This window comes from Flavobacterium yafengii, assembly GCF_030010375.1.
Classification (GTDB): Bacteria; Bacteroidota; Bacteroidia; order Flavobacteriales; family Flavobacteriaceae; genus Flavobacterium; species Flavobacterium yafengii.
Genome location: NZ_JASCRY010000004.1, coordinates 228,695 through 246,462, shown reverse-complemented (window position 1 = coordinate 246,462; position 17,768 = coordinate 228,695). Strand labels below are relative to the sequence as shown.

13 protein-coding genes and 1 pseudogene are annotated in these 17,768 nt (G+C 35.0%); 13 read left to right on the top strand and 1 reads right to left on the bottom strand.

Annotation, left to right across the window (positions count from 1 at the left end; genetic code table 11):
- Positions 1 to 20: 20 nt before the first annotated feature.
- Positions 21 to 386 carry a CoA-binding protein gene (locus QLS97_RS14035; RefSeq protein WP_282717669.1) on the top strand — a complete coding sequence of 122 codons (366 nt, stop codon included), beginning with the start codon at positions 21 to 23 and terminating at the stop codon, positions 384 to 386.
- 95 nt (positions 387 to 481) lie between these two features.
- Here the strand turns inward: QLS97_RS14035 and QLS97_RS14030 are convergent, their stop codons facing one another.
- Positions 482 to 1,990: a sodium:solute symporter gene (locus tag QLS97_RS14030; protein ID WP_282717524.1), complete on the bottom strand. Its 1,509-nt coding sequence runs from the start codon at positions 1,988 to 1,990 to the stop codon at positions 482 to 484.
- 99 nt (positions 1,991 to 2,089) lie between these two features.
- On the opposite strand from QLS97_RS14030, the gene recR reads away from it, so the two are divergent.
- The 12 genes and pseudogenes from recR to QLS97_RS13965 all read left to right on the top strand — a co-directional run bounded on the left by recR (position 2,090) and on the right by QLS97_RS13965 (position 17,765).
- Positions 2,090 to 2,710, top strand: a complete 621-nt coding sequence (gene recR, locus QLS97_RS14025) for a recombination mediator RecR (RefSeq protein WP_282717523.1) — start codon at positions 2,090 to 2,092, stop codon at positions 2,708 to 2,710.
- Positions 2,711 to 2,781: 71 nt separating this feature from the next.
- Entirely contained in the window at positions 2,782 to 3,573 is a 792-nt protein-coding gene (locus tag QLS97_RS14020) for a polysaccharide biosynthesis/export family protein (protein ID WP_282717522.1), read from the top strand.
- Positions 3,574 to 3,588: 15 nt separating this feature from the next.
- Positions 3,589 to 6,057 (top strand): polysaccharide biosynthesis tyrosine autokinase, encoded by a 2,469-nt coding sequence (locus tag QLS97_RS14015; RefSeq protein ID WP_282717521.1) that lies wholly within the window; start codon positions 3,589 to 3,591, stop codon positions 6,055 to 6,057.
- A gap of 24 nt (positions 6,058 to 6,081) precedes the next feature.
- Entirely contained in the window at positions 6,082 to 7,071 is a 990-nt protein-coding gene (locus QLS97_RS14010; RefSeq protein WP_282717520.1) for an SDR family oxidoreductase, read from the top strand.
- A gap of 67 nt (positions 7,072 to 7,138) precedes the next feature.
- A complete protein-coding gene (locus QLS97_RS14005) occupies positions 7,139 to 8,530 on the top strand; it encodes a UDP-glucose 6-dehydrogenase (protein WP_282717518.1) in 1,392 nt (463 codons plus the stop codon).
- A gap of 507 nt (positions 8,531 to 9,037) precedes the next feature.
- The gene (locus QLS97_RS14000) at positions 9,038 to 9,502 is read left to right on the top strand and encodes a UpxY family transcription antiterminator (RefSeq protein WP_282717517.1); all 465 of its coding nucleotides are present in this window, start codon (positions 9,038 to 9,040) and stop codon (positions 9,500 to 9,502) included.
- A gap of 492 nt (positions 9,503 to 9,994) precedes the next feature.
- Complete coding sequence (locus QLS97_RS13995) at positions 9,995 to 11,278, top strand: nucleotide sugar dehydrogenase (RefSeq protein ID WP_282717516.1); 1,284 nt, start codon at positions 9,995 to 9,997, stop codon at positions 11,276 to 11,278.
- Positions 11,279 to 11,375: 97 nt separating this feature from the next.
- Positions 11,376 to 11,722, top strand: a pseudogene (locus QLS97_RS16945) (four helix bundle protein).
- A 52-nt stretch (positions 11,723 to 11,774) separates the two neighbouring features.
- Positions 11,775 to 12,782, top strand: a complete 1,008-nt coding sequence (locus QLS97_RS13980; protein ID WP_282717512.1) for a mannose-1-phosphate guanylyltransferase — start codon at positions 11,775 to 11,777, stop codon at positions 12,780 to 12,782.
- A 4-nt stretch (positions 12,783 to 12,786) separates the two neighbouring features.
- On the top strand, positions 12,787 to 13,719 hold the full coding sequence (locus QLS97_RS13975) for a GDP-L-fucose synthase family protein (RefSeq protein ID WP_282717510.1): 933 nt from the start codon (positions 12,787 to 12,789) through the stop codon (positions 13,717 to 13,719).
- A 70-nt stretch (positions 13,720 to 13,789) separates the two neighbouring features.
- Positions 13,790 to 14,929 (top strand): GDP-mannose 4,6-dehydratase, encoded by a 1,140-nt coding sequence (gene gmd / locus QLS97_RS13970; protein WP_282717507.1) that lies wholly within the window; start codon positions 13,790 to 13,792, stop codon positions 14,927 to 14,929.
- 403 nt (positions 14,930 to 15,332) lie between these two features.
- Entirely contained in the window at positions 15,333 to 17,765 is a 2,433-nt protein-coding gene (locus tag QLS97_RS13965; protein WP_282717505.1) for an SLBB domain-containing protein, read from the top strand.
- The last annotated feature ends 3 nt before the right edge of the window (positions 17,766 to 17,768 follow it).

Genomic DNA, 17,768 nt, shown 5'->3' with positions numbered 1-17,768 from the left:
AAATATAATTACAGAAAATGATAAAAAATAAAAAAACGCTTGTTCTTGGAGCTTCAACAAAACCAGCCAGATATTCTTTTATGGCGATTGAAAAACTGGTTGAAAAAGGGCATTCTGTTCTTGCGATTGGTCAAAACGCAGGAGAAGTAGCCGGAATAAAAATCCAGACTAAAGCTATTCCATTAAAAAATATCGACACGGTCACTCTTTACCTAAATCCTTTGCGTCAGCGTGATTACTATAATTATATCGTTGAGGCACAGCCAAAACGTGTTATTTTCAATCCAGGAACTGAGAATCCGGAGTTCTATCAATTGTTGAAATTAAATGACATCAAAGTCGAGATAGCGTGTACGCTAGTTATGTTGGCAACAAATCAATATTAGTTTTTTTGTAGCTTCTTCCAGCTGTATGCTATATCTTTTCTTGTTCCGTTAAAAAACGGAACAAGAAAAGGATGCCGCTGCCATCTGGGCTAAAACTAAAATCGTGTTCCAGATGTGGCATTTTTGCTAATCAATAATAATCCAAGAAAAGTGATTAGCCCGTTTACGATAATCAATTCGTTATCGAAAACATATCCAAAAAATAATGCTTTAGAATTTTCGCTGATAAAGTAAGTTACAGCCGGAGATAATAAGCATATAATCGGAACAAATTTGTCTTTGACTGTTTTTGATTTTACAAACAATCCAAAACAATACAATCCCAAAAGCGGACCATACGTATAGGATGCAACCCTAAAAATCATTCCTACCACAGAACTGTCATTGATGGCATTAAAGAAAATAATCACTAGAAACATTAGAAACGAAAAGGTAATATGAACAAAATGTCTGGTTCGTACTACATTTGGTTTGTTTAGATTTTCTGCTTTATCCATTCCTAAAAAATCTATACAAAATGAAGTGGTAAGTGCGGTTAAAGCTGAATCGGTTGTAGCAAATGTAGCTGCCGTTAATCCCAACAAGAAAATAATTGATGGAATTAGTGTCAAATGGTTAAAGGCAATTTCAGGGAATAGTAAATCGGTTCTGGGTTTCCCAGTAACTAAATCAGTTGGAACTTCAATTCCGTTTTTAGTGGCATAGATATAAAGTAAAGCACCCACGCTGAGGAAAAAAATATTGATACCTACAAATATTCCGGTGAACGTGAACATGTTTTTTTGGGCTTCGCCAATGTTTTTGCAACTCAGGTTTTTCTGCATTAAATCCTGATCCAAACCTACCATTGCAATGGTTACAAAAATTCCACCCAGAATTTGTTTTACAAAATGAAACTTACTCGATATGAAATCTTCAAAGAAAAATACTTTAGAATAATTGCTGTTTTTCACTTCTTCAAAAGCTTCAAAAGCATTTAAGTTTAAACTTCTGCAAATAAAGAAAATTGTCAAGAAAACCGAAGTGACCAAGAAAAAGGTTTGTAAAGTATCCGTAATAATAATGGTTTTTAATCCGCCTCGATACGTATACGCAAATATCAAAGCCAGCGAAATTAAAACCGTAACGGCAAATGGGATTCCATAATAGTCAAAAACAAAACGTTGTAAAACAATCACAACAAGATACAATCTGAATGCAGATCCAATTGTTCTGCTAATTAAGAAAATAGTTGCGGCAGTTTTATAAGAGTAAATCCCTAATCGATGTTCGATATAACTATAAATCGAAGTCAGATTCATTCGATAATACAGCGGCAGCAGTACTTTTGCAATAATGACGAAACCAATGGCATTGCCTAAGACAAACTGAAAATATTTGAATTGTTCTCCATTTGGTGAGCCTACTTCTCCCGGGACTGAAATAAAAGTCACCCCAGAAAGCGCCGTTCCAATCATTCCAAAAGCAACCAAGTACCATTTGGAATTTTTATTGGCTTTAAAAAAAGCATCATTTCCGCTGTCTTTTTTGCTTACAGCATGAGATATGTAAAATAAAATTCCAAAATAAACGATTATAAGTATTAGAATGGTGCTGGGAGTCATTTTGTATGAATATTGTTTGGACCAAATTACATAAATAATCTTCAAATTTTCAAATTATCTATCCCGAACGTTCGGGACAAATTAACTACTTTTGCTGTTATGGAATTTTCTTCAAAACTTATAGAAAAAGCAGTTAATGAAATGTCTCAGTTGCCAGGAATTGGTAAACGAACGGCACTGCGATTGGTGTTACATTTGTTAAAACAGCCCAAAGAACAAACGGGTTTTTTATCACAAGCCTTGGTTGCTATGCGTGAGGATATTAAGTATTGCAATAACTGTCATAATATTTCGGATAGTGTGCTGTGTGAAATTTGTGCTAATCAGAGCAGAAACCACCAAATCATTTGTATTGTCGAGGATATTCGCGATGTCATGGCAATTGAAAATACGGGTCAGTTCAGAGGGATTTATCATGTCCTTGGAGGTAAAATTTCTCCTATCGACGGGGTTGGTCCCAGTCAGTTGAATATTACGACTTTAGTCGAAAAAGTAAAATCAGGTAGTGTCAACGAAATAATTTTTGCTTTAAGCTCCACAATGGAAGGCGATACCACTAATTTTTATATCTATAAACAAATCGCTGATTGTGAAATAATCATATCAACAATTGCAAGAGGGATTTCCGTAGGTGATGAGCTGGAATATGCTGATGAAGTCACCTTGGGAAGGAGTATTTTACAAAGAGTTCCTTTTGAAAAGTCGTTTAAAAATAATTAATCCATTTAATGAATAGTGATGTTTTTTAAATAGTAAATGAAAAGCTATATTTGTCGTTAAAAATATTGAAAATGAGCAAGTCCGTACTCTATTTGTTGTTGTTTATTAGTGTGTTATTTTCTTCTTGCATTCCAACTCAAGATTTAATTTACCTTCAGAAAAAGAACAATTCAGATGCTGAAACTATTATTGCTGCTGTAGAATCAAAACCATACCGATTGCAAACTAACGACGTTTTGAGTATCACGATAAAAGCTATCGACCCAAAATTGGTCGCTATTTTTAGTCCTTCCAGTGAAGGTGCTGCAGCAGGTAAATCTGAGTCAGGATTGTATTTTGACGGTTTTACAGTGGATGATCATGGAAATATAAGAATTCCGGTTTTGGGGGAATTGAATGTTATTGGATACACGCTGGACGAAATCAGAGTTAGAGTTGAAAAGCAATTGTTAGCAGAGTATTTTAATAAGGAAGCTAATATTTTTGTGACGGTGAAACTAGCAGGTTTTAGATATGTTATTAATGGAGAAATTGGGAATACAGGAACTAAAACTTTATTTCAAGAGCAGGTAACGATTATGGAAGCTATTGCTAATGCTGGAGATATTACTATTACTGGAGATAGAAAAGCGGTTACTATTATGCGGAAAACTCCAACTGGAGTTCAAATGCACGATTTAGATCTCACGGATATAAATGTGATGCAATCACCTTATTTTTATTTACAGCCAAATGATTATATTTATATAAAACCACTTAAGCAAAAAACTTGGGGAACCGGAAAAACTGGAATAGAATCTTTGGGGACAATCATTACATTGTTGTCTTTAGCTACAACCACTTTTTTACTATTAAAAAATTAAAACAGCGCTCAAAAAATGTTAGATATAAAAGATTTTTCGATTTTTGAAGACCAAGTAAGCTTTGACTTCAAGGGTTTCTTAATAAAAATCGGAAGTTATTGGAAGTGGTTTTTGATAAGTTTATTAATCACTTTCACGATTGCTTATCAGGTGAATATTCGTAAAGAAAAAATTTACGGTATGGAAACACTTATTTCGGTAAAAGAAGAAAGTAATCCTCTTTTTACGTCAAATACTAGTTTAGTCTTTAATTGGGGAGGCACTTCAGATCAAGTTCAGACTATATCAACGACTTTGCAGTCCAGATCTCATAATGAACTGGTTGTGGATAAATTACAATATTATATTAATTACCTAGTACAAGGGGAGTATAATTTGGTAGACGCTTATGGGTCAGTTCCTTTTTATGTTAATATTGATAAGTCAAAAGGACAACTAGCAGGAACTTTAATAGGGATTAAGTTTGTAAGTGAAGATACGTATGAAATTAGAATTCCTTTTGAGAGCCAAAATGTTTCTATAATTACCTATTCTGATAATTCATACAGTAATACAGCAGTAGCAACAGGAGATTTTGTAAAAAGATATAAAGTTGGCGAAAAAGTTTCTTTGCCTTTTTTAAATTGGAAGTTGCAAATAAATGAAAACCCAGGCTTCTATAAAGGAAACGAATATTTTGTACAGTTTAGCGATTTTAATGGAACGGTATCAGGATACAAAGGGATAAACGTAAGGTCAGATGATAAAGGAGGTTCTATAATTACCTTAGGTATGCAAGGAACTAATAAAGCAAGAATGGTTGAATATTTGAATGCAACTGTTAAAATGCTTATCAAGAGGCAATTGGATAGTAAAAACCAGTTTGCGACCAATACAATTGCTTTTATAGACAGCACATTGGTTACGATGGAAGCTCAATTGAAAGAGACAGGAAATGAGTTGAAGTCATTTAGAAAAGATAAAAATATCTATGATATAGAAGAAGGCGGAGCCAAGTTTTCAGATAAGATTTTAGAATTTGATGTCAAAAAAGACGAGGTTAATCGTAAAATGGCGTATTATAATTCATTAAAATCATACTTGAAAAACAGTGTAAACTACGCTAAACTTCCCGCACCTTCAGTTGCAGGAATAGAAGATCCAAATATTGTAGTAAATGTTTCGAAGTTAATAGCATTGTCTACTCAAAGATCTGAAATGGCTTATGCTGTAAAAAGTGATAAAATATTTAAAGATTTTGACAATCAAATGGAGGCTGTTAAAAATGTTTTGTTAGAAAATATAGCAACAGCCAAAGCTTCTCTTCAGTATGATTTGGCTATGGTGAGCAGCAAAATAAGTGAGACTGAAAGTACTATAAAGCAACTGCCAGAGGATCAACAGGAGCTCATTAAAATTAAAAGAAAATACGATTTAAGTGATAATATTTATAGCACCTTTCTTCAAAAAAGAAGCGAAGCTGATATTGTTAAAGCAGCAAACTTATCAGATGTTCATTTTATAGATCCTGCTAAGGATGTTGGCGGAGGGCTTATAGGGCCAAAAACATCAGTTAATTATATTTTAGCTTTGTTTTTGGGAATACTTTTCCCGTTGGTTTTTGTATTTGCGGTTTTCTTTATCAATAACTCGATTCAGAACACAGAGGATATTAGTAAAATGACAAAAATCCCTTTAATAGGTGTTGTAGGGGTTAATAAAGAGAATACGAATTTAGCGGTTTATGACAAACCTAAATCGGCTTTATCTGAATCCTTTAGAGCCATTCGTTCTTCGCTTCAGTTCCTTTATAAACAACAAAATTTAGACGGAGCAAAGACACTTATGATTACATCTTCTGTCAGTGGTGAGGGAAAAACATTTTGTTCTATAAACATCGCTACGGTATTTGCACTTAGCGAGAAAAAAACAGTAGTTATTGGTCTGGATTTAAGAAAGCCAAAGTTATCTACGGAATTTAATTTGTCGAACGAAGTTGGGGTAGTAAATTATCTGATAAAACAAAAAACGATTGACGAAATCATCAATCATACCCATATTCCTTTTCTAGACGTTATTTTGTCAGGACCAATTCCGCCAAATCCTGCTGAAATGATAATGAGTGAAGGAATGGGAGAACTAATAGGAGAGCTAAAGAAAAAATACGATTATATTATTCTGGATACGCCGCCGGTAGGGTTAGTATCAGATGCTTTGGAGTTAGTACAATATTGCGATGTTACCTTATATATAGTAAGACAGAATTTTACTAAAAAAGACATGATTACGCTGTTAAATAACAGAGTGAAACGCGGAGAGTTGAAGAATGCCAGTATTGTTTTAAATGGTTTAGAGAATAAGGCAAAATATGGTACTGGTTACGGGTATGGTTATGGATACGGGTATGGTTATGGCACGTATGCAAATGGATACTATGAAGAGAATAAACCTAAGAGTATTTACCAAAGAATAGCGCAGAAGATTTTGAAAAAACAAACTAAATAATTGATTGTTTTAAAATAAATACAGATGAAAATAGAAACAAAAAGTTCCGTTTTAATAACGGGTGGCGCAGGATTTATAGGTTCTAATCTTTGTGAATATTTTTTATCTAAAGATTATAAGGTTGTTTGTTTTGATAATTTTGCAACTGGATATAGACATAATTTAAAAGACTTTATAAATCATCCGGATTTTCATTTGATAGAAGGCGATATCCGTAATGCCGCGGAATGTCAAAATGCTGTGCAAGGAGTAGATTATGTTTTACATCAAGCAGCTTTAGGTTCTGTGCCAAGATCTATAAATGATCCTGTCACTACTAATGATGTCAATGTTTCTGGTTTTTTGAACATGTTAGTCGCTTCAAGGGATGCAAAAGTTAAACGGTTTATCTATGCGGCAAGTTCTTCGACGTATGGAGATTCAGAAGCTTTGCCTAAAGTTGAAGCTGTCATTGGAAAGCCACTGTCACCCTATGCAATAACAAAATATGTAAATGAACTATATGCTGAAATATTTAGCAGAACCTATGGTTTAGAGACCATTGGGTTGCGTTATTTTAATGTTTTTGGTCGAAAGCAAGATCCTAACGGAGCATATGCAGCGGTCATTCCCAAATTTGTAATGCAATTGATGCAATTGGAAAGTCCAAAAATAAATGGTGATGGTAATTATTCCCGGGATTTTACCTACATCGATAATGTAATTCAAATGAATGAGTTGGCCATGTTAGCAAAAAATCCTGCAGCGATAAATACAGTTTATAATACCGCTTATGGTGATCGGAATACGTTGAATGATTTAGTTGATTATTTAAAAGAATTCTTAAGTGTTTACGATGAAAGAATTGCTGCTGTCGAGGTAGAATATGGGCCTAACAGATCCGGTGATATCCCACATTCTTTGGCAAGTATTGAGAAGGCTAAATTGTTGTTGGGATATGCTCCAAAATATTCGATGCAAGAAGGATTGAAAGAAGCAGTGGAATGGTATTGGGAAAACTTGCGTGAGAAGTGAATGGTGAATAGTTAGAAGTGAGTAGTTAGAAGTGAATAGTGAGGAGATAATGGAAAATAATAAAAGAATGAAGATCACAAAAATTTGTTGCATTGGCGCAGGATATGTAGGAGGGCCGACGATGGCTGTTATTGCTCAAAAATGCCCCCAAATACAAATTACAGTTGTAGACTTGAATGAAGAGCGAATTACTGCATGGAATGATGAGAATGTAGATAATATCCCAATTTATGAACCAGGTTTAAGCGAAATTGTTGCCGAAGCCAGAGGGAGAAATTTGTTTTTCTCTACCAATGTAGAAAAAGCAATAGACGAAGCTCAAATTATATTTATCTCTGTTAATACGCCTACAAAAACTTATGGAAAAGGAAAAGGTATGGCGGCTGATTTGAAATACATTGAGTTGTGTGCCAGACAAATTGCCAGAGTAGCCAAAGACAATAAAATTGTAGTTGAAAAATCGACGCTTCCTGTTAGAACAGCTGAAGCGATTAAAAGCATTTTGGATAATACCGGTAATGGGGTGCAGTTTCAAATTCTTTCTAATCCAGAGTTTCTCGCTGAAGGAACTGCGGTTCAAGATCTATTGCATCCTGACCGAATATTAATAGGTGGGGATTCTTCTGAAGAAGGACAGAAAGCGATTCAGGCTCTTGTTGCTGTGTACTCCAATTGGGTAGCTGCTGACAGAATATTAACGACTAATGTGTGGTCGTCAGAGTTGTCTAAACTGACAGCCAATGCATTTTTGGCACAACGGATTTCATCCATAAATGCGATGTCAGAGCTATGTGAAAAAACAGGTGCAGATGTAAATGAAGTTGCTAAAGCCATAGGAATGGACAGTAGGATAGGATCAAAATTCTTGAAAGCTTCGGTTGGATTTGGAGGTTCTTGTTTTCAAAAAGATATTTTAAATTTGGTTTACATCGCAAAATCGTATGGTTTAAACGAAGTAGCCGATTATTGGGAACAAGTAATTATCATGAATGACCACCAAAAAAGACGTTTTTCTAACAATATAGTTCAAACGCTTTATAATACTGTTGCCGATAAAAAAATTGCATTCTTGGGTTGGGCTTTTAAGAAAGATACTAATGATACCAGAGAGTCGGCTGCTATTTATGTTGCAGATGATTTAATAAATGAACATGCAAAAATTGCTGTTTACGATCCTAAAGTATCTCATAAAAAAATCCTAGCTGATTTAAATTATTTAGAGACCAGAGCTGCTTCAAATAATGCTACTAGTGTTAGTTTATTTGATTCTCCTTATGAAGCCTGTCAGAATGCACATGCTATAGCTGTGCTTACGGAATGGGATGAATTTATAAATTACGATTGGCAAAAAATATATGACTCCATGCAAAAACCTGCTTTTGTTTTTGATGGGAGAAACTTGCTAAATGCATCGGAATTAAAAGCTATTGGGTTTGTATATCAAGCGATAGGATCTTGATGATGATTAGTGAGTGGTTATGAGTTTTTTAGAGTCATGAGTCAATAGGCGAGGTTTGAGAAATTATGAGTTGTGAGTTTTGGTGTCGTATATCGGATAGACAGTGTGTCGTTTTTTTGAAGGGTGCCTTTACTTTTTTAGCTCACTTAACTTTTATTATAAGTGGTGTTCGCTGAATCTTTGATTTGTCTTGATCAAAAAAGTAACAAAAAGATCAAGCCTGAAAATTCAAAACTTAAAAACTACCTCAAAACTCTGTTTCGCAGCCCGAGCCGTTCGCCTTTCAGGCTCAACTCGCGGACTGCTGCCACTCCGTTTTCTCGTTGTTTTTTGGCGTTTTTAATTTAAGGGCGGGGTTAGGAGTGGTGCAGATGAATGTTCAGTATTCAGTGTTGAGGAATGGGTTGTGAGTTTTGGTGTCTTGTATCGAACATTGTAATTACAACTGGTTATACGTAAAATTATTATTTAGTAAAATCTATTTTTACTTCAATACAAAAGAAGGAGATGAATTGGTATGTAGTTTATACAAAGCCCAAGTGGGAGAAGAAAGTTGCGGAACAATTAAAAAATAGAGGAATAGCGTGCTATTGTCCTTTGATTACACAAGTACGACAATGGTCTGACAGGAAGAAAAAAGTAGAAGTGCCGCTTTTTAATTCCTATGTTTTTGTTCAATTAGCAGATTCTGAAAGGAATGCAGTGTTTCAATCAGTAGGCGTGGTACGGTATTTATTTTGGTTGGGAAAACCGGCTATTGTTCGTGATGAAGAGATCAGTGTTATAAAAAAATGGTTGGATCTTTCTGATGGTACTGATATTTCAGTGGCGTCAGTTCAAGTTGGGGATGCCATACAATTAGATTCCGGCCCATTTTCAAATCAAAAAGCAATTGTTCAAGAGGTTACTAATACCCATTATGTATTGGTTTTGGAGTCGTTGGGTTGTGTCTTGAAAATGAAGCTTAAATAGGCTGTCGTTGTGCACAATTATATTGTCCTCTGACAATAGTAGATGCGGTTCATTAAAGAGATTTACTTGAAAAATTCAGCTCTTTCCAAACTTTTAATTTTAGAATTCATAAATGGCCCCTTTTTATTTATTTCAAGAAAATAAAATGTAATTTTCTGTAGCTAATGTCGGATGGTTTTGTGAAAATTCGTTGGGAACAGCAGTTAAAAATTCCTCTTTTTTAGTAGTTTTGGCATCACTAAATTAGGTGATTTTTAAAAAAAAGGACATTGTTGTTTTTCTTTATTATAATTGTTTGTCAGTTAGTTGTCTGTTTTTTGTGCTTTTTACCCATATTTTGTGCTTTTGAATGAATTAAAATTTAAAAAAGTGTGGTTTATAGTGCTTATATTTGCACACTTAAATTATCCCGATTTAGACTCATTATTTGTGAGTTTGAATCGCGAAGCGGTGGATTGAAATTAACATTAGTTAATTAAAATGAGTTTAAAAATGGGTTCATCTATAAAAATAGCAGTTATTGGTTTGGGTTATGTGGGTTTGCCATTGGCGCGGTTATTTGCAACCAAATATGCTGTTGTAGGATTTGATATCAATCATTCTAGGGTTAGCTCCTTAAAATCGGGTACTGATACTACATTTGAAATAGATGATGTTACGCTGCAAAAAGTGCTGTTGGAGCAGCCAAGTAATGCTGTTGGTTTATACTGTACTACCGATGTTGCGGCTATTGCGGATTGTAACTACTATATTGTAACGGTTCCAACTCCGGTTGATAAGAATAATCGCCCAGATTTGACTCCATTATACAAATCCAGCGAAACGGTAGGTGCTGTCTTGAAAAAAGGAGATGTCGTTATTTATGAATCTACGGTATATCCTGGGGTAACCGAGGAAGAATGTGTTCCTGTTTTAGAGCGCGTTTCCGGATTAAAATTTAACGTTGATTTTTTCGCGGGCTACTCTCCTGAACGGATTAATCCAGGAGACAAAGAACATACCGTAGAAAAAATTTTAAAAATCACTTCGGGTTCCACTCCTGAAATTGGGCATAAAGTAAATGAATTATATAAGTCTGTTATTACTGCTGGGACACACTTAGCACCCTCTATAAAGGTCGCAGAAGCTGCTAAAGTAATTGAAAACTCTCAGCGGGACATTAATATTGCTTTTGTAAATGAGTTGGCTAAAATATTCAATTTAATGAATATCGATACGCAAGCCGTTTTAGAAGCTGCGAGAACCAAATGGAATTTTCTGCCTTTTAAACCCGGTTTAGTTGGAGGTCATTGTATAGGGGTTGATCCTTATTATTTAGCTCAACGCGCCCAAGAGTTTGGTTATCATCCTGAAATTATTTTGGCAGGAAGACGATTGAATGACAGTATGGGTGACTATGTGGCTTCCCAAGTGGTTAAGGGGATGATCAAAAAAGGAATTTCTGTTAATGGTGCTATGCTATTGATGCTAGGAATCACTTTCAAAGAAAACTGTCCAGATGTTCGGAATACAAAAATTGTTGATGTCATTGCCGCTTTGACGGATTATGGAATTACAGTAACGATATATGATCCCTTGGCTAATCCAGCTGAGGTTGAAAAAGAATACGGTTTAATAACCACCAATATGTTACCCAGTCAAAAATTTGACGCGGTAGTCTTAGGTGTGGCACACAGCCAATTTCTCACTATCGACATCACAAAATTGCAGAATGAAATCAGTTTATTGTACGATGTAAAAGGAATTTTGGGAGATGTAGTTGATGGCAGATTGTAAAGATCGGATTTAGTCTATCGTCCATCGTTTTTCGAAGAATGAACATTGAACAACGACCATCAAATCTCGAAAATGACCATCGAATAACGAGTAAAATATGGAATCAAATTTAGAAGTTTGGAAATTAGCCCATCAATTAACGATAGATGTCTATAGAATTACTCAAGGCTTTCCAAAGGCTGAACAATTTGGTCTCACTAGTCAAGTTAGAAGAAGTATAAGTAGCGTTCCTACAAATATAATTGAAGGTCAGGCTAGACAATATAAAAAAGAATTTATACAGTTTTATACATAGCAAAAGGATCATTAGAAGAAACAAATTATCATTTGTATTTGTCTAAAGATTTAGGATATATTACAGAGACTGACTATGTTTTTTTATTCGAATTGTGTACAAGAATAAAAATGATGTTATATAAATTAATTAAATCATTAACTGCATAACGTTTGTCGTTTTTCCAACAAAGAACAACGAACAAAGAACAACGAATAAAGCATGGAAAATATGCCTTTAATTACACATGTGATTCTTACCGGTGGAGTAGGCAGCCGATTGTGGCCCTTATCACGAAAAAGTCAACCCAAACAGTATCTTAATTTATTTGAAGGTAAGTCGTTGTTTGAGATGACCGTGGAACGCAATCGTACTATTGCAGACAAAATCATGGTAGTTGGTAATATTGATAATTGTCACCTTAGTAGACAAGTGATGGAGAAATCAAGTACTCCTTATTTAGATATAATTGAATCAACCCCTCGAAATACAGCTGCCGCCATTGCTTTTGCTGCTTTTGCTTCTCAACCGGATGACATTTTAATTGTCACGCCATCGGATCATATTATAGATGGAATAGAACCATACGAGACAGCCATTCATGAAGCTGTTGAAAAAGCATCAAAAGGGTTTATTGTTACGTTTGGAATTATTCCAACCAAACCAGAAACCGGATATGGGTATATTGAACGTAAAGGAGATGATGTCATTTCTTTTCGGGAGAAGCCTAACAAAGTAACGGCTACTGATTTTATAGCCAAAGGAAATTTTTTATGGAATAGTGGTATGTTTTGTTTCAAAGCTTCCGTTTTATTGGAAGAATTAAAGAAATTCTATCCAGAAGTCTATGAAAAATCCAAAATTGCCTGGGACAGTAACATTAATGGAAATTTGGATTTAGATTTGTCTTTGGAAATACCTTCTATCAGTATTGATTATGCTGTTATGGAACGCAGTAAAAAAATTAAAGTGGTTTCTTCAACCTTCACTTGGTCCGATTTAGGATCGTTTGAGTCTGTTTATGATTATCTGGTTTCTAAAGGTCATCCTGTTGACCTAAATGGGAATATGGTCATTGGAACCGAGAATTATACTGCTTTTGTTGGATTGAAAAATACTATTTTTGTTTATACGGATACCGCTAATTTGATTTTGCAAAAAGAAAGGTCTCAAGATGTTAAGAATATATACAGTGAATTGGAGCGGCAACATTCAGATTTGTTGAATTGAGTAGATGAATAAAGACACTAAAATTTATATAGCCGGACATAATGGTATGGTTGGGAGTGCGATTTGGCGCGCCTTGTCTGCTCAGGGATATACTGATTTATTAGGTGTTTCCAGAACGGTATTGGATTTGAGAAATCAACAAGATGTTAAGGACTTCATAGCTGCCGAAAACCCGGAAGTTATTATTGACGCTGCTGCAAAAGTGGGAGGTATCTTGGCCAATATAAATTCTCCATATCAATTTATTATGGAAAATATGCAAATCCAGAATAATCTAATGGATTCGGCATTACAGTTTGGGGTTGAGAAGTTTATTTTTCTTGGAAGTTCTTGTATTTATCCAAAATTGGCACCTCAACCTTTAAAAGAAGAGTATTTGCTTACCGGTACTTTGGAACCAACAAACGAATGGTATGCTATTGCAAAAATTGCTGGTGTAAAGGCTTGTGAAGCTATTCGAAAACAATTTGGAAAAGATTATGTAAGTTTAATGCCAACTAATTTATACGGTACACATGATAATTTCGATTTAAATACATCTCATGTTCTCTCTGCGATGATACGAAAATTTCATGAAGCAAAAGAACAGCATCATGCTCCTGTAACGCTTTGGGGAAGTGGAAGTCCAATGAGAGAATTTTTATTTGTAGATGACATGGCCCAAGCAGTAGTTTTCGCTTTAGAAAATAAATTACCGGATTGTTTATATAATGTAGGAACTGGATCTGATTTGAGCCTAAAAGATTTGGCCCTAACGATTCAAACAATTATAGGACATAAAGGCACTATTATTTGGGATCCAACAAAACCAGACGGTACTCCAAGAAAATTAATGGATGCTTCAAAAATGAATGCTTTAGGGTGGAAACATCAAATAGGTCTTCACGAGGGGATTCAAATAACCTATAAATGGTTTTTGGAAAATATAAGTAGCTAAATTGTTTTTGTAGAACGAAAATATAAAAGCGAAGAACGAAGTGAAGAATGATAAACTAAGCAAGAATACTATGAAAACAGCTTTAATAACAGGTATAACTGGGCAAGACGGATCTTATTTAGCTGAATTTTTATTAGACAAAGGATACATGGTTCATGGTATTAAAAGAAGATCCTCATCGTTTAATACCAGTCGTATTGATCATTTATATCAGGATCCGCATGAAAAAAATCAAAAGTTGCAGCTCCATTATGGGGATTTAATAGATTCGATGAATCTAACGCGAATTATACAGGAAACGCAACCAGATGAGATTTATAATCTGGCGGCTATGAGTCATGTAAAAGTGAGTTTTGATATTCCCGAATATACGGCTAATGTTGATGGGATAGGCGCTTTGCGTATTTTAGAAGCAGTTCGTCTTTTAGGTTTGGAAAAGAAAACTAAGGTTTATCAGGCGAGTACTTCAGAGTTATACGGACAGGTTCAAGCTGTACCACAGTCTGAAAAGACACCTTTTTATCCCCGTTCTCCTTATGCAGTAGCTAAACTGTATGCTTATTGGATTACAATAAACTACCGAGAAGCTTATAATATGTTTGCTTGTAACGGTATCTTGTTCAATCATGAATCACCATTGCGTGGAGAGACTTTTGTAACGAGAAAAATTACTCGCGGTGTCGCAAAAATTGCTCTGGGAATGCAAGATGTTATTTATATGGGTAATCTGGATGCCAAAAGAGATTGGGGACATGCGAAAGATTATGTAGAGGCTATGTGGCGGATTTTGCAACAGGACAAACCGGAGGATTATGTCATTGCTACCGGAGTAACTACAAAAGTACGTAATTTTATTCAAATGGCTTTTGCAGAAGTCGGTTTCAATTTGAGGTTTGAAGGAGAAGGCGTAACTGAGGTAGGGATTTTAGATAGTTTTAATAGTGTCATTGTCGATGTTGTTTTGAATGGTTATAAAAGCAAGATTCAAATTGGGGATGTTTTGGTTCGAATTGATCCAAGGTATTTTAGACCAACCGAAGTTGATTTACTCATAGGGGATGCTACTAAGGCAAAAACTAAATTGGGATGGAAACCGAAATACAATTTAGCTGGTATTGTTAAAGAAATGATAGCTTCAGATGTGGCTTTATTCAAAAAAGATTTAGAGCTGTTGACTGCCGGTCATAAAATTTACCAACAGAAAGAATAGCTAATTTACTATTACGGCGATGTCTTAGATACTATCCGTTTAAAATTCACAAAATATAATTAGTTTCCGTTGGGTATATTTAGTTCTTGATGCTATTTTTTCGTTAGTTCGAGTACTTTTTGATAGAAAATCGTATCGAGAAATGTTATTTAAAAAATCGATAGAAAAGATATTTTGAATTTAAACAGATTTAAAATTTCAAAAACTATTAGATTATGAGTACTTTACTCCGTAATTAAGTTTTACTTTTGCGCGAATTTAGAAAAAAAGTAATTTTAGATATGTTAACATCATTAGCGAAGTCATATAAAATTTAGCAAACTTCTTTAATTTAAGTGTAATACACAAAAACAGAATAAAAATAACCAATTGTAAATCAGGAAAATAAAAATTCAGATTAAATATGAAAAAAATAATTGCTACCCTTTTATTGTTGTTTGCTCTTTTTCAGACTTCCAATACATTTGCACAGGACTTGTTAAAAAGCACTGATTTAAGTACGTTAAAAGTGGATTATTTATCAGACAGTGATATTGTAAAAATTAAAACGCAGTTGCAGACTAATAATGTAACCATTGAACAAGCGGAACCGATGGCTTTGGCAAAAGGAATGTCTGCAGCCGAGTTTGCTAAATTGAAAGAACGTTTAGCAATGCCAGTGACAAAAACGGAATTGGTTAAAAAGGATAACAAAGAAGACGATGATGATGAGAAAGCAGATGCGTTTGGAAAAAAACAGGAAAAGATTGTCAATACTAAAGTTAAGGATTCGATTAATGCTTTAATTTTTGGTTCGGAGCTTTTCGATAATCCTACGTTGAATTTTGAACCCAATTTAAAATTGGCTACGCCTGTAAATTATGTCTTGGGACCTGGCGATGAATTGCAAGTTAGTGTGTATGGAGTACAAGAATTTAATGCGAGCATTCCTGTATCTACAGAGGGTAAAGTAACCATTCCATATGTAGGCCAGATTCCGGTTACGGGAATGACAATTGAAGCCGCTACCCAAAAAATAAAAGGAGCCATTGCCAGGGTGTATAGTACGGTAGGATCCGGACAATCTCAAGTTGCAGTGAGTTTGAGCCGTATCAGAACCATTAGAGTGACAATAATAGGCAGTAAGCAACCGGGTAATTATTCGATTTCTTCTTTGGCAACCGTTTATAATGCCTTGTTTTTAGGTGGAGGCCCAGGTAAGAATGGCAGTTATAGAAATATAGAATTGTTGCGAGATAATAAAGTATACAGAAATATTGATATTTATCGTTTCCTTGTGAATGGAAACCAGTCGGATAATGTGGGTTTAAAGGATAATGATGTCATTCGAATTCCTGCTTACAATCAAAGAGTCACTGTCGAAGGACAGGTAAAACGTCCCGGGATTTTTGAAATGAAAAAAGGAGAAACATTTTCGGACTTATTATCTTTTGCTTCAGGATTTAATGAATTTGCATATACCGCTTCGGTAAATGTTTTGCAAAAAACGGATAAAGAATTTAAAGTAATAGACATTAATGCGTCCGAATTTAGTAGCTATAAACCGCTTTCTGGGGATGTGTTTCGAGTGACTAAAATTTTAAATCGATTTGAAAACCGGATTAAAATCGATGGAGCCGTTTTTAGACCAGATACCTATTCTTTTTATGAAGGGATGCGCATTTCAGATCTAATTGCAAAAGCGGATGGGTTAAAAGAAGATGCCTATAGCAATAGAGCCAGAATTATACGATTGAAACCGGATTTGACCACGGAAATCGTTAATGTGAATTTAGCTAAAGCCTTAGAGGGGGATTTAGAATCTGATATTGCTTTGAAGAAAGAAGATGTGGTAACGGTTTATTCTATTTTAGACTTTGTGGAAGAATTTAAAATAACCATTGACGGAGAAATCAAAAAACCCGGAATTTATGATTATTATGAAAATTTGACCTTAAATGATTTGTTGGTGGAAGCAGGCGGCCTGACCGGTTCGGCCTCTAAAAGAGTGGAGATCGCGAGAATGATTCAATCTGAAGCCATTGATGATGTGAATCCAAATAAAGCGGAATTGTTTAACATCGAAATTTCGGCCACCAATAATGAGCAGGCCAAAAACTTTGCGTTGCGTCCTTTTGATGTGGTGAATATCCGTAAGATGGCGGTGTATGAAAAGCCCGAGATGGTTACCGTAAGCGGAGCCGTGCATTATGCCGGTAAATATGTATTGGCAGGTAAAAAAGACCGTGTGTATGATGTGATTCAAAGAACTGGCGGATTGACTTCGGTTGCCAATGTAGAAGGGGTGCGCATCAAAAGACCTATCCAAGCCAAACAAATTGAAGATTTGGAAAATGTGAATCTAAACCTAGGTAAAAAAGACAGTATTCAAAATAAATTAGAGAAAAAATTAAAAGAAGATTTAAAATTTGCCACAATACCAGTGGATTGGAAAGCCATTGTTAAAAATCCGGAGAGTAACACCAATGTAACTTTGTTTCCCGGTGATGAAATTGAAGTGGCAGCTTACAATGAAGGCGTAAAGGTGACTGGTAATGTATTGTTAACTTCTGAGATTCCTTATACTAAAGGTAAAGGATTTAATTATTACTTAAATGCTGTTGGTGGTATTGATGCCAAGGGCTGGAAGAAAAAGGCGTATGTTATTTATCCAAATGGTAAAGCGGATGTAGCCGGTTCATTCTTATTCATAAGAACGTATCCTAAAGTAATTCCAGGTTCTCAAATTATAGTGCCAGAAAAACCTGAAGTTAAAAAAATGAGTGCTGGGGAATGGGTAGGGATAGGAAGTGTGATATCAAGTATGGCGTTACTGATTTTGACTGCGTTTAAGTAGTAA

Excerpts from the sequence above, each read along its gene's own strand:
- QLS97_RS13975 (WP_282717510.1), top strand. The coding sequence starts at position 12,787 with ATGAATAAAGACACTAAAATTTATATAGCCGGACATAATGGTATGGTT.
- QLS97_RS13995 (WP_282717516.1), top strand. The coding sequence starts at position 9,995 with ATGGGTTCATCTATAAAAATAGCAGTTATTGGTTTGGGTTATGTGGGT.
- QLS97_RS13965 (WP_282717505.1), top strand. The coding sequence starts at position 15,333 with ATGAAAAAAATAATTGCTACCCTTTTATTGTTGTTTGCTCTTTTTCAG.
- QLS97_RS14000 (WP_282717517.1), top strand. The coding sequence starts at position 9,038 with ATGAATTGGTATGTAGTTTATACAAAGCCCAAGTGGGAGAAGAAAGTT.
- recR (WP_282717523.1), top strand. The coding sequence starts at position 2,090 with ATGGAATTTTCTTCAAAACTTATAGAAAAAGCAGTTAATGAAATGTCT.
- QLS97_RS14005 (WP_282717518.1), top strand. The coding sequence starts at position 7,139 with ATGAAGATCACAAAAATTTGTTGCATTGGCGCAGGATATGTAGGAGGG.
- QLS97_RS14015 (WP_282717521.1), top strand. The coding sequence starts at position 3,589 with ATGTTAGATATAAAAGATTTTTCGATTTTTGAAGACCAAGTAAGCTTT.
- gmd (WP_282717507.1), top strand. The coding sequence starts at position 13,790 with ATGAAAACAGCTTTAATAACAGGTATAACTGGGCAAGACGGATCTTAT.
- QLS97_RS14020 (WP_282717522.1), top strand. The coding sequence starts at position 2,782 with ATGAGCAAGTCCGTACTCTATTTGTTGTTGTTTATTAGTGTGTTATTT.
- QLS97_RS14030 (WP_282717524.1), bottom strand. The coding sequence starts at position 1,990 with ATGACTCCCAGCACCATTCTAATACTTATAATCGTTTATTTTGGAATT.
- QLS97_RS13980 (WP_282717512.1), top strand. The coding sequence starts at position 11,775 with ATGGAAAATATGCCTTTAATTACACATGTGATTCTTACCGGTGGAGTA.
- QLS97_RS14010 (WP_282717520.1), top strand. The coding sequence starts at position 6,082 with ATGAAAATAGAAACAAAAAGTTCCGTTTTAATAACGGGTGGCGCAGGA.